The organism is Magnetospirillum sp. 15-1, from assembly GCF_900184795.1.
Lineage (GTDB): Bacteria > Pseudomonadota > Alphaproteobacteria > Rhodospirillales > Magnetospirillaceae > Phaeospirillum.
In genome coordinates, this window is sequence record NZ_FXXN01000028.1 from 703406 (window position 1) to 716458 (window position 13053).

The window sequence follows — 13053 nt, forward strand, 5'->3', positions numbered from 1 at the left end:
CCCGATCGGTGCAGCCGATCAGAATCCCCACAGCGTCTTGAGCAGAGCGGTATGGCTCTGATATTGGGGGCGTAACTCGCTTTCATACTCGGCGCGGAAAGACAGATCGCCATCGGTGCCGAGCGTCGCCGCCAGCCCGACGCGCACGCCGTTGGGCTCGGTGCGCGGGGTCGAGACGGAGAAGGCTTGGCCGCCCATGATGCCGCTGGTGGCGATGGGGCCGCTGGTATAGTCGTGGACCCAGGCCAGCCGGGCTTCGGGCCTCAGGACGCCCTGGGCGGTGGGAAGATTCCAGATCACCTTGGCGCCCAGATCGTGGGTCATGCTGTTGACCGCATGGCTGGACACCGACAGATTGGCGGCGCCGGCGCCGGATTCGTCGTAGGAATCGGTCTCCGACCGCAGCCAGCGCAGTCCGGCCAGCGGCGTCACCGTGACCGAATCGGTCACCGGCACATCATAGCCCACGCTCGCCTTGGCCAGGTATTGTTGGCCGCTGTAGGTCGCGGCGGCGGTGCGGCCCAGGAAGGCGATGCCGCGGCTCTGATCGAACTCGTTCCAACCGACGCCCAATTGCCCGTCCACGAAGGCGCGGTCCAGGCGGTAGGTGCCGTAGAAGGTCAGTTGATAACTGTCCATGGTCGAGGACGAGCCCGACGAATTGCCGCTGCCCTGGGACCAGGCCCGCACCCAGCTCAGCGCCACGCCGCCCATGGCGTCGGGGGTGAAGCGGTGGTCGATGCCGACCGCCAGACCGAAATCCGTCAGGCGATAGCCGTCGGCCTCGGCATTGCTGCCGCGCCGGGCGCTGCCGCCCAGGACCTGCCCCCACGCGGCGGTATCCTTGGCCTCTGAGCCGGCGGCGACGCCGGTGGCGGGATCATAGGCCATGGCGGTCTGCTGATGCTGTTCGACCGCCCCCAGCACGGCGGTCGCCGCCGCCGAGGTCATCTGCGCCGACGGCGTGGTCTGGGGCGCCAACTGCTTGATGGCTTGGCCCTGGCTGGAGGTCGGCAGCGCGTCGAGGGGCGTCAGCACCTGATTCTGGAAGGCCACGGCGGTGGACGAGGTGTCGGCGCGGATGCTGTCCAGCACCCGTCCCACCGGGGCGGCGGCGCCGCCGGTGGTGATGCCCTTTTGGGTATAGGTATTGGCGCTGTCGGTCGCCAGGACCAGCACGAGGTCGTTGCCCGAGGTGGATGCGGTGGCGGCCAGGCCGTTGGTGACCCCCATGCGGGCGGTATTGCCGGTATAGGTGCCGGTATGGCCATTGGTGGCATCGACGATGGTGATGGTCTGGCCGGCGGCCAAACCGGTGGTCGACAAGATGATGGTCGAATTGCTGACGGTGGCGTCGCCGTCCACCACCAGCTTGGCGTTGGTGCCGCCGCTGCCGGTGCTGGTCAGTCCGCCGCCGGTCTGATTGTAGGTACCGGTGATGGTGACGGTATTGTCCAGCCGCAAGGTGGCACCCGTGTTGGACACGGTGCGGCCGGTGGCCGTGATGTGGTCATTGAGCAGCAGATTGCCGGAGCTGAACAGCAGATTCGAGGCGGTATGGGTGATGGTGCCGATGCTGCCGCTCAATCCGGTCAGCGTACCGAAGGTGTCGCCGCTGCCGCCCGCGATGGTCAGGCCGGTCGCCGAACTGTTGAGGATGTTGCCGATGATCGCGCCGCTGTTGGTCAGGGTGCCCATGGTTCCGGCGTTGTGAACGGCATATTGGGTGCCGGTGATGGTGCCGGCATTGTTGATCGAGGTGATGGTGGTCGTGAGCGTGCCGGTGGTTTCGTTGTATATGCCGCGCTGGCTGCCGCTGATGGTGGCGCCGGCGAGGTTGTTCAGCGTGGTGATGGTGCTGTTTTGGTTCCGAATGCCGCTGGTGGCTCCGGTGATGGTGCCGCTGTTGGTCAGCGTTCCCAGGGTACTGCTGACATTGGTGACGCCGCCGCCGCTGGTGGTGCCGCGGATGAGGCCGCTGTTGGTTATCGTCCCGATTCTGCCGTTGTTATAGATGCCGGTGGAGGAGCCGCTGATGGTGCCGCTGTTGGTTACCGTCCCGATACCCCCATAATTGACGATGCCGGTACGGTTGGAAATGATGGCGGCGGTATTGGTCAGCGTGCCGATGGTGCTGGTGCTGCTGGTGTTCCTGAGGGCTGCACCGCTGCTGCTGGAGGTATTGGAAATCGTTCCGCTATTGGTCAGCGTGCCGATCGTGCCGGCGGCGTTGTCGATGCCATAGTTCGTGCCGGTAATGGTGCCGCCCGCCTGATTGCTCAGCGAGGTGATGCCGGCGCCGGTCCCCATGTTGATGCCGGCGTTGGCGGTGCCGGTGATGGTTCCGCTGTTGATCACCGCCCCGACGGCATTGCCGGTGTCGGATATGCCGTTTTGGCTGCCGGTGATCGCCCCTTGATTGGTCAGGGTTCCCGTCGTGCCGCCGACGGTGACGCCCACGGTGTTGCTGAGCGTCGTGCCGGCGGGATTGGTGTAGTCGCCGCTGTTCCAAGTGTAGGCGGACTGGGCCGCGACAGGGGCGGAACCGCCCCCCAGCGACAAGGCCACGGTGATGGCCAGGGTCGAGGCTCCGGCCAGCTTGTTTCGACGCGACATACAGTTTCCCCAATGTTCATAAGCCATCTGGCGATGGAAGAAAGAGTCCGTATCGTTTTTCCCGCAGTCGGAGGCCCGGCTCCCCAGCATTCCGCAGAAACCGCGACTTCGCCGGAAGCCTACCCCTGAGCCCGCGCCAGCCTGATGAGGAACACACGCCCCACCCGCTCCGTCATACCGTCCGACCAAGGAGTTGACCGGGCGTATCGTCCCACTGCCCAGGCGTCCGCCTTCGCGAACCTGGCCGCGCGGCTAAAACCAGCACGCACCGCCGATAGGCATGCTTCAGCGCCAGTTCATCGACGCGGCATCATCAGCGGTTATTGTGGAAAATCTACACAATCAAATCTTAGAGACAAGCGACAAAGTGTACTTAAAGCCGGATGATCTCATTCAAAATATGTCACATATTGACATCATAAGCTGTCGATAATGAAAGAATTTAACTGATTCACTGATTGAATTGACAGATTCTGTTATTGCGGCATGCGATGCCGCCGGACCGGTGAGTTGACCGGGCACATCGTCCCTCGCCGGGTGCACCCTCGGGGTCGCTCGGCTGTCGCCGCACGGGCGGCGCGGCCCCCGGCCTTGCCTACCCTCCATAAGGAGGGGTGGCATGCATACTCTCCCCGGGGATATAGTCGGCGCGGGGATGGTGGGAGCGCGCAGAGAGCTCGTGTGGGCGAGTAGGGTGAAAACAGGCATGCCGCGCACATTAATCGTCGAAGACGAAGTTTCGCTGCGAAACGACTTGATCGCGTTTTTGGAAGCCAAGGGCTACGCCGCCGCCGGAGCGGCCACTCTGGTCGAGGCCATCAGTCGGATGGAGGCAGACCGCTTCGATCTGGTCGTCCTCGATCTCGGCCTGCCGGACGGTGACGGCATGGAGCTTCTGGAACGTATCCGGAGCCGGTACGGCTTGGCCTGCGGCGTGGTGATCCTGACCTCCCGCCTGGATCTGGAAAGCAAGATCCAGGCCCTTGAAACCGGAACCGATGCTTATCTGGTCAAGCACGCCAGCTCGCGCGAAATAGAATGCACGCTGCGTAACCTTCTCAGGCGCCTTCCCGATACGGCACCCCAATTGTGGCGCTTGGATCGCGGCCAGTGGTCCTTGATCGCGCCATCGGGCGGCAGCGTGCCGCTGACGCCGAAGGAAATGACGTTCCTGGTCACACTGGCGACATCGGGGGCCGAGGTCTGCGATCACGGCGAACTGGCGGCGGCGCTGGGCGATGACGGCAGCTTTTCCCCGGCCAACCTCAACACCCTCGTCCGCCGTTTGCGGCGCAAGATCGAGGATGAAACGGGCGTGCCGCCCCCCATTCGCGCCGCCTACGGCAGGGGCTATGTGTTCTCCGCTCCCCTCAGCGTCCTGCAGCAATGACCAGGGCGTAGCCATATCATGCTGGACATCGCCACGTCCCTGGTGTTCGTCGAGGTTCTGACCGTCGTCAACTGCGTCACGACCTTCCTGCTGTGGCGGGCCAACCCCAAATTGCGCGGGCTGGCGGAGGTGTCGATTTCGTGCCTGGCGCTCACGCTGACCTTCGGGCTCATGGCGTTCCGTACGCCGCACATCATCACCGTGTCAAATGCCGTCACGGTCTTCGCTATCGCCATGGTGACCGAGGGCATGACCGTCCTCGCCGGCCGGCCGCCCATGCGCTGGCTCGTCTATGCGCTTACGGTCTTCACGGCGGTGCTGTGGGAGTTCCTCCAATGGCAGTCCCCCGACGACGCGCCCATCCGGGTGGTCGCGGCGACCATCATCTATGTCGGGCTGTACGGCAGGGTCGTCTACGAGGCGTTTCGAAACGGACGCCGGTTCGGTGCGGCCCGCGTTTGCCTGATCGCCAGCCTGCTGATCCATATTGCGGTCCTGATCGCGCGCATGACGGTGGCGCTGCTGCACCCGGACCCGAATTTCGTTTTCTCTCCGATGGTCCTGCCCTGGTTCATGCTGGAGAATTCCGTGGTGATGACCACCGTCTTTTTCTCCATCATGATCATGGTCGGCACACGGGTCGACGAGGACCTCCAGCAGCGCACCCAGAGCCTGGAGGCCGAGCGCCGCATGCATGGACGGCTGAAGCAGTTTCTGTCCACGCTTGGGCATGAACTGCACACCCCTCTGGCCATCATCGACCGCTCGGCCGAGATGGGGGGGGTGCTGTTGACCCACCAGCAAGGCGAGATCGCCCCGCGCCTGGACACGATTCGCGCCACGGTCGAACGCATGCGGCGGCTGATGAACAACCTGCTGATGGCCGAGCGGGCCGAACTGGTGGGAGGCGGCGGAGACTTGGTTGACCTAGGCAAGGTCCTTGGCGATCTGACGCAGATCCTGGCGCAAAAATACGAAGAAGAGCGTATCGTCGTGAACCTGCCCCATGGCGGGTCGCAGGTCAGGGGAGACAGGGAGATGCTGGCCACGGCACTCGGCAACCTGATCGACAACGCATTGAAGTACTCTCCCAAGGACCAGCCGGTGCTGATTCAGGTGCGGAACGACGATGCCGTCCACATCGCGGTCAGCGACAAGGGAATCGGATTCCCGCTGCAGCAGATGGCCAAGGTCGGCCAGCGATTCTTTCGCGCCGCCAATGTTGCCGACATCCCCGGAACCGGCCTTGGCCTGAACATCGTTAAGACCGTTGTCGAAAAGCACGGCGGCCGCCTTCACCTCGCCAATGGTCAGGACGGCGGCGCGGTCGTGACCATCGCCCTGCCCGCGGTCAGCGGGTAAGGCTATCTGTTCTAACCCTTTTAATCTTCTTGCGGTTTCAGCGAATCATAGTCCTGGGGTCGAGGGTTCAAGTCCCTCTCCCATCGAGTTGCAGAACAAACGCCCGGCAGGTCAATGACTTGCCGGGCATTCTGTTTTTGATGTTCGGAGAGCCTACGCCTCGGCGTCGTCTCCGGGGGAATCGTCGTGGATCAGGTCCCGCAATTCCCGCCGCAGCATTGCATAGGCCGGGTCATCCTCGTCGCGGGGGCGCGGCAATTCTATCGGAACCACCCGCTTGATGCGGCCGGGATGGCGCGACAGCACCACCACGGTGTCGGCGAGCAGGATGGCCTCGTCGATGGAATGGGTGACCAGCAGCACGGTCTTTCTTTCTTGCTGCCAGATGCGGGTCAGTTCGCGCTGCATGGCGCGCCGGGTCTGATCGTCCAGTGCGGCGAAGGGCTCGTCCATCAGCAGCACCCGGGGCTGTACCGACAGGGCGCGGGCGATGGCGACCCGCTGCTTCATGCCACCCGACAACTGGTGGGGGTAGCGCTCGGCGAAGGCCGACAGTCCGACCAGGGACAGGTGATGGTTGGCGATTCGCTGGCGTTCGGCTGGGGGCACGCCCTTCATCTCCAGTCCGAACGCCACGTTGTCGCGTACGTTGGCCCAGGGAAACAGGGCGTAGTCCTGAAAGATGATGGTGCGTTCCCAGCCCGGCCCGGTAACCGGCTGGTGATCGACGGTGATGGCGCCGCTGGTCGGGACCTCGAACCCGGCCACCATGTTGAGCAGCGAGGTCTTGCCGCAGCCGGAATGGCCCAGGATGGCGCAGAATTCGCCGTCGGCGATGTCCAGGCTGATCCCCGACAGGGCGGTGACCGGGGCGCCGTGATCGTCGTAAACCTTGGAAACGGCGGAAAGCGAAAGACGGCCCATGGCGTTCAGTTTCCTTTGGCGATGGCGGGGGACCAAGGCAGCAGCCGCCGTGAAAGGGCGCGCAGGCCCAGGTCGATGGCCAGGCCGGCAAGGCCGATGGCGACCATGCCGCCCACCACGACGTCGGTACGCAGCAGCGAGCGGGCGTCATTGATCATGAACCCCAGGCCGGAATTGGCGCCGACCAGCTCGGCGGCGACCAGGGCCATCCAACCGGTGCCCAGCCCGACGCGGACGCCGACCACGATCTGGGGCAAGGCGGCGGGAATGACCACCCGGCGCAGCACCTTCCACTCGCCGGCGCCCAGGCTGCGGGCGGCGCGGATCAGGTTGCGATCGACCCGGTGCACCCCTTCGATGGTGTTGAGCAGGATGGGAAAGACCAGCCCCAGGAAGATGATGAACTGGTTCTGCACCTCGCCCAGCCCGAACCATAGGATGGACAGCGGAATCCAGGCCAGCGGCGGAATGGGGCGCAGCACTTCCAGCACCGGATAGAGCTGGGCGTGGACGGACTGACGCCAGCCCATGGCGATGCCGATGGGAATGGCCAGCGAAGCGAAAATGAAGGCGATGAATTCCCGCTGCAGACTGGCGGCCAGATGGAGCGGCAGTTCCCCGCTGGTCAACTGCCCCGCCAGGGTGGCCGCCACCGTGGCGGGGCTGGGCAGCAATACCCCGATCTGGGGGTCGAAGCGGGGCAGGATGACCGAGGCGGCCACCTGCCAGCCGGCCAGGAGCGCGGCCAGCAGGGCCAGGTTGCGCGCCCAGGCGGGCGGGGCGGCGCCAAGTCGCAGCGGCCGCGACGATCGGTTCTGTTTGATGGCCGCGGCCGCTGTTTTCATGATGCTCTCCTAGGGTTGGTAGGTCTTGCCGCCGAAGGTCCAGGGCTGTTCCAGGTCGCCCTGCTCCGGGAAGGGCTGGGGGGCCTTGGCGGTGGTTTGGTTGAAATAGTCCGGATAGGGGACTTGGCCGATGGTGCCGGTCCAGCCCTTGGGTAGGTAGACCGGCTGCTCCGGCAGCCTCCAGCCCAGCTTGCGCACGCTGTTGCGGGCGAATTCAGGTGCGTAGGAGGCGGCGTATTCCTCGCCGGTCAGGTCGCGGGTCAGGCGGCCCCGTTCCTTCAGCCAGGCGCGGACACGGCCGTCCTCGTCCGCCCAGAACTTGGGATGGGGCAGCAGGTAGGTGGGCTTGAACAGGTTATTGTTGTTGGCGATCTGCTGTGCCAGGAATGACGGTTCGAGAAGCTTCAGCGACGGGTCCTGGCGCTCCAGCTCGACAGCCTTGGTCGGGTCGAGGCGGATGAACAGGTTGGCCTCGAACAATGTGTCGGTGATGGCCTGGACCACGTCCGGCACGTTGTCGATCAGTTCCTGGCGGACGAAGCCGATGCCCTCGTAGATACTGTAGGGATGGCTGGAGTCGATGATCCGGCCGGTCTTGCGCTCCTCGGTCAGCAGTGAGACCGAATGATCCCACGGCACGACGGCGGAGAGCCCCTTGGGCAATTGGAGCTGCTCGGCGATGGGGATGTTCTTCAAGATGACATCCTTGCCGACGGTCACGCCGTTGGCCTGGGCGGCAGCCTGGAAATAGAATTCCGACGACGAGCCGGTGACGATACCTACCGTATGGGGCTCCTTGGCCCCCTTGAAATCCTTGATGCTCTTCAGCGGGGAATCGTTGGGGACGATCACCGCGTGGGTCAGCACCGGATAGTTGACGATGCCTCGGGCGGGAACCTTGCGGTCGATCAGCGAGGTGTAGGGGAAGTTGCCCGTGGCGCCCACCTGGATGCGCGCGGCGGTGAAGGCCTCGTTCAGGTCGGGGCCGGAATTGAACGGCTGGAATTTAGCGTCGATGCCGCGTTTTTGCAGCAGTTGCAGGCGGTCGGCGACGATGTTGATGGCGTTGTGGCCGGTCCACGGCGGCTGAAAGCCGATGGTCAGAGGCCACCACCCCTTCTCCTTCAGCCAGGCGACCGATTTGGGCGAGACCTGCTCATAGGGCTGGGGCCAGCCCCAGGCGGTGGGCGCGGCGGTCTCGGCCTGGGCCGGAATGGTGCCGGCGACGCCCAGGGCGGCGAGCGCGGCGAACAGGCCCAGGGCGCGGCGTCGGGTCGATGCTCCAAAGATTGGCATATGGATTTCCCCTCAGATCTTGGCGATGCGGTCGAGATGGATGAAGGTGGGGTGGGCGGCTTCCTCGGCGGCGCGGCGCCGGGCGAGGCTCTGATCGGTGACCTGGGTGGGTTCGATCACCCAGACGGCGGCCAGATCGGCATCGCCTTCCGTCTCGCGCAGGCGGACGTAGTGGCTCTGGAACAGCGCTCCGGTGATGTGGGCCTTGACCGGGCGCCCCTTGATCTGGACGGTGCGCCCGTCGCCGCCCTTGAGCGCGATGGCGACCGTGGCGTCGAACCAGATGGCTCGGACCAGGTTGCGGTTGGTGGCCGACGATTCCAGGCGCTCCAGGTAATGAATGGTGCCATCCTCGGCGGCGTGCAGGGACTGCTTCTCCACCGCGTGAGGAGCGCCGTCGGCGTCCGCGGTGGCGAGAATCTTGACGGTGTCGGCGGCATTGAGCAGGGCGACCACGTCGCTGGACAGGGAGACGGTCATCGTGGACTCCTAGGCCTGGAGGCGGGCAAGGTCGGAATCGGGGTGGTTGCCGCAGCGGCGGTAGTCGTCGAAATCGACGCCAAGGCCGTGGCGGGCTCGGATGTCCTGCAATCCCTTGCTCAGGCGGATGTAGTAGTCGAGCGACGGATTGACCTGGTCGCGGAAGTCCGAGCCGGGGCGGGGGACCCAGACGATGGAAACGGTGGTGACGCCGCGTTCGGCCAGATACTCCACCTCTTCCAGGTTGGCGGCGATGGCCGCGTCCTCGCTGGCGAAGCCATGGGGCTTGGCCAGTTCGGCGCCGGCGACGATGCAGGTGCCGACATTGCCGCGTCCGAAGATGTCCACCGCCCTGATCAGCCGGTCACGCCAGCCGGTATAGCCCACCCATTTGGCTTTACCGGGGCAAATCCAGTTGAACTTGTCCTCGGTGAAGACCTCGAGGTCGCTGGTGTAGCTGGTCAGGCCGGTGTTCTCGTACAGCCGGGCCAACTGGCGCTCGTTGTAGGCCGAGCCGATCAGCTGGCTGGGGAATTTCTTGGTGGTGAACAGTTCGCCGATGGCCTGCAGCAGCTCGATGTAGAAATCCACCTCCAGGTCGAAGGTCTCGGTCCCCTTCACCACCGATCCGGCCGTCAGGCAGATGTTGGAGAAGCGCCCGGGTTCCTTCAGCGCCTCGGCCAGGGTCTCCTTGACGTCCTGGGCGCGCAGGCGGTTGGGAACGCCGATCTCTTCGCGCTGCTGCTTGGTGTGGGTGACGATGTCGCAGAACTTGCAGCCCTTGTCGTCGGCCCAGAAATAGCAATAGCTGGACTGGAAGACGTTGAGCCGTTGCGGCCGAGCGGTGACCAGCAGGCTCATCTTGATGCCCGAGCTGGTGGTCTTGTCGTAATAGGCCGGCTTGGGCCACAGCTCGACCTCTTCGATCTGCCGGCCGCCGTCCAGCAGTACGAAGCGGCCATCGACGAAATCAACCTGATAGGGGTCCTGGGCCAGCGGGGTCGGGTCCACCAGGATGGTGCCGCCGTCGCGCAGCAGCAGCGATTCCGGCAGCGGCTTGATGGCGCCGTCGCGCGACCCGAAGATGTAGGGGCTGCGCAGTTGGTGGATGGCGGGGTCGATCGCCTTTTCCGCCCGCTCGGTATAGTGGACGCCGCGCCGCTGCACGTCGATCTTCAGGGCGACCAGCCGGGGAAAGCCGGGATGGCGCGCCAGCACATCGTCGAAAACAGGTTCGTCACGGTAACGCGGGTTCAGCAGGACGGTCATGAGAGAGGCTCCATGGGAGGAATATCTATAATCTAATAGATAATAGACTATTCGTGTCAACGCCTCCGTTCGGCCTATCCCTGCGGGGCGTAGAGTGGCTCGCCGCGCCATGCCACATCGGCCATTACCGCCGGTGGCGGCGCCCTATTCCGCCCGCAGGCTTTCAATCGGGTCGAGGCGGGACGCGATCGAAGCGGGATAGGCTCCGAAGAACAGGCCGATACCGGCGGAAATGAGCGCTCCCGCCGGTAAGGCCAGCGAGGATGGGGTGAAGTCCCAGTCCGACAGGCGGGCGTAGACATAAGCCGCCAGCATGCCCAACAGCGTGCCGCACAGGCCTCCGGTCAGGGACAGCATGGCCGCTTCCATCAGGAACATGGCCTGGATATGGACCCGCCTGGCTCCCAGGGCGAGACGAAGGCCAATTTCACGCCGCCGTTCCGCCACGTTCATCAACATGACGTTCATGACGCCGATGCCTCCCACCAAGAGCGATATCCCGCCGATGGCGGCCAACAGGATCGCCATGATCCGCGCCTGATGCTGCATCCCTTCGATCAACTGGCGGGCGCTTTGGGTTTGCACCGGTCGGCCGCGCCGTATCTGGCGCAATCGTTCGCCCAGGGCTTCCGCCGCCAAGGTGGGGTCATGGCCCTCGGCGGCCGCGGCCACCACCGTCGACGGCGCGCTGTCCGAAGCCACGCGGCGCATGGAGCCGATGGGCAGGATGACCGCATCATTGACGTCAAAGGGCAGCAGCGGGTTATGGGCGGTTTCCACCAGCACCCCGACAACCGTGAACAGATAGCGACCGATGCGGATAGGGTCACCGGGATGCAGCGGCGCCGCTCCCAGGGCCGGGGATACCGCGACATGGGCACCGATGACGGCGAAGGTTTCATCGTGATCGAAGGTGGAGAGGAAGCGGCCTTCGCCGAGGCGCAAGCGCACAATTGCGGCCAGCGCCTCGGTCGCGCCGATCAGGCTGGTCTGGACACCTTGGCCCCGGCCCAGGCGCATACCGGAAATGGACAGGGGAGCGGCGCGCTTGACGGCGGGAAGGGAGCGCGGCAAGGCCTCGATGACCGAAGCCGGCGCCAGTTCCCCGCCCATTCCGCCTTGGGCGATGATCAGGTCGGTGCCCATGGCTTGAAACTGGCGGACGGATTCCACCTCGGCATTGTGCCCCACGTCCAGCATGGCGATGACGGCGGCGGTACCGACGACAATGCCGATCAGAGCCAGTGCCGAGCGCTGCGCCACGGCCGTCAGATTGGTCAAGGCTTCAAGCGCCAGAAGCGGCAGCAGGGACCGCGATGCCGTGGTCATGTCGATGTCACCACCGAACCGTCGCGGACCAGAATGCGGCGGCGGCACCGGTCCGCGACGGCGGCGTCATGGGTGACGACGATCACCGTGACCCCTCGCGCCCGATTCATATCGTCGAGTAAATCCAAGATGTCGGCGGCGGCAGCACTGTCCAGATTGCCGGTGGGCTCGTCGGCCAGAATCATGGAGGGCCGGCCCACCATGGCCCGGGCGATGGCGACGCGCTGGCGCTGCCCGCCGGAGAGTTGGTCCGGGCGATGGTCGAAGCGATCACCCAGGCCGACCCGATCCAGTTCGGCCGCCGCCAGTTCGCGGCGTTCGGCGCGGCCGATGCTCCGGTACAGCAGCGGATGAGCGACATTATCGAGGGCCGACTGGCGGGCCAGCAGGTGGAAGGCCTGAAAGACAAAACCGATCCGGCGGTTGCGCAGGTCCGCCAGCGCATCGGCCCCGGCCTCGGCCACATCGATGCCGCCCAGCCGATAGCGCCCCGCGCTCGGCCGGTCCAGCAGGCCCAGGATATTGAGAAGAGTCGTCTTGCCCGAGCCGGAGGCGCCCACGATCGCGCACATCTCCCCCGCCGCGATGGTCAGAGAGACGCCGCCCAGCACCCGCACCCGGCCCTCGCCCGATCCGTAATCCTTGACGATATTCTCCAGCTGGATCACAAGCGCGGCTCCAGGCCCATCACGGCTTCGCGGGTGGCGATAGGGGCGGAGCCTGAGCCGGCCCGAGCTTGGCCGGAAGGCGGACCATGCCGGGGATGGGAAACTCGGTGTCCTTGCCGCGTCCGCATTGGCGGTGGTCCGGGGTGATGGTGGTGCTCCAGATCTCATCGCCCTCCAGGGGATGGGCCGTCATGGCAAGGGTACTGCTGCGCCGGCAATCCCTGGCGGACAGGGCGGCGGCAAACTCCAGACGGCCATGGGCCAGCACGTACCAGCCATTGCGGTTGATGCTGAACACGGTATTGCCCTTGGCATCCCGCCCGGTCATGGTCACCTCGCGCACATAGGTATGAGCGGTGCCGTCATTGACCACGGCGAGGGACAGACGGCCCTTGCCGAGCGGCCCGGCCTCCAGGCGGGCCTGGGGCGCCGCCTGGGGCGGAACCTGGAACACCGGCAGGGTGACGGTGGCGATCATCTGGATCTGCTGTTCCGAATCCTCACGCGGGCGGTCGGGGCGCTCGCGGATACGGATGCGATAGACCTTCTCGGCCTCACCCTCCTTGGGGGCCGGTGCCACGGTGGTCACCCGAATCTCGGCCCGGCCATGGGGGGCGATATCCAGGCTGGCGGGCTCGACCCTGATGCCATCGGTGGCCGGCAGCAAGACCTCGCCATCCACCTTCTGCTCCCAGCCCAGGGCTTCGATCTCGTATCCCGCCGCCACGCCCCGGTCATTGGTGACGGTGACGGTTTCCACAGTCTTTTCCGCCGTCACCGTGACGAATGGCGGCTGGATGTCGGTGGCGGCCCGAGCCGATGACCCGCCCACGAGGAAAACCCAAAGGGCAAGAAGGAAGCGTCCACGCATCAA

11 protein-coding genes are annotated in these 13053 nt (G+C 65.2%); 2 read left to right on the forward strand and 9 right to left on the reverse strand.

The window, feature by feature from the left end:
• Positions 1-18: 18 nt before the first annotated feature.
• Positions 19-2616, reverse strand: coding sequence for an autotransporter outer membrane beta-barrel domain-containing protein (locus tag CP958_RS24605; protein WP_096704797.1), 2598 nt, complete (start codon positions 2614-2616; stop codon positions 19-21).
• Between the two features lie 706 nt (positions 2617-3322).
• On the opposite strand from CP958_RS24605, the gene CP958_RS24610 reads away from it, so the two are divergent.
• Positions 3323-4006, forward strand: a complete 684-nt coding sequence (locus CP958_RS24610) for a response regulator transcription factor (protein ID WP_277948903.1) — start codon at positions 3323-3325, stop codon at positions 4004-4006.
• A gap of 18 nt (positions 4007-4024) precedes the next feature.
• Positions 4025-5368, forward strand: a complete 1344-nt coding sequence (locus tag CP958_RS24615; protein WP_096704799.1) for a HAMP domain-containing sensor histidine kinase — start codon at positions 4025-4027, stop codon at positions 5366-5368.
• Between the two features lie 153 nt (positions 5369-5521).
• Here CP958_RS24615 and CP958_RS24620 read toward each other — a convergent pair whose 3' ends face one another.
• From CP958_RS24620 to CP958_RS26145, 8 genes are all read right to left on the reverse strand, one after another.
• On the reverse strand, positions 5522-6292 hold the full coding sequence (locus CP958_RS24620) for an ABC transporter ATP-binding protein (RefSeq protein ID WP_096704800.1): 771 nt from the start codon (positions 6290-6292) through the stop codon (positions 5522-5524).
• A gap of 5 nt (positions 6293-6297) precedes the next feature.
• Positions 6298-7137: an ABC transporter permease gene (locus tag CP958_RS24625; RefSeq protein WP_096704801.1), complete on the reverse strand. Its 840-nt coding sequence runs from the start codon at positions 7135-7137 to the stop codon at positions 6298-6300.
• 9 nt (positions 7138-7146) lie between these two features.
• Positions 7147-8433 carry an ABC transporter substrate-binding protein gene (locus CP958_RS24630; RefSeq protein ID WP_096704802.1) on the reverse strand — a complete coding sequence of 429 codons (1287 nt, stop codon included), beginning with the start codon at positions 8431-8433 and terminating at the stop codon, positions 7147-7149.
• A 12-nt stretch (positions 8434-8445) separates the two neighbouring features.
• Positions 8446-8913 carry a hypothetical protein gene (locus CP958_RS24635; RefSeq protein WP_096704803.1) on the reverse strand — a complete coding sequence of 156 codons (468 nt, stop codon included), beginning with the start codon at positions 8911-8913 and terminating at the stop codon, positions 8446-8448.
• A gap of 9 nt (positions 8914-8922) precedes the next feature.
• Positions 8923-10182 carry a radical SAM protein gene (locus CP958_RS24640; RefSeq protein ID WP_096704804.1) on the reverse strand — a complete coding sequence of 420 codons (1260 nt, stop codon included), beginning with the start codon at positions 10180-10182 and terminating at the stop codon, positions 8923-8925.
• A gap of 144 nt (positions 10183-10326) precedes the next feature.
• Positions 10327-11511, reverse strand: a complete 1185-nt coding sequence (locus CP958_RS24645) for an ABC transporter permease (RefSeq protein WP_096704805.1) — start codon at positions 11509-11511, stop codon at positions 10327-10329.
• Entirely contained in the window at positions 11508-12179 is a 672-nt protein-coding gene (locus CP958_RS24650; RefSeq protein ID WP_170959104.1) for an ABC transporter ATP-binding protein, read from the reverse strand. Before CP958_RS24650 ends, CP958_RS24645 begins: the two co-directional genes overlap by 4 nt.
• Positions 12180-12198: 19 nt before the next feature.
• The gene (locus tag CP958_RS26145) at positions 12199-13050 is read right to left on the reverse strand and encodes a fimbria/pilus periplasmic chaperone (RefSeq protein WP_141400637.1); all 852 of its coding nucleotides are present in this window, start codon (positions 13048-13050) and stop codon (positions 12199-12201) included.
• Positions 13051-13053 lie beyond the last annotated feature (3 nt).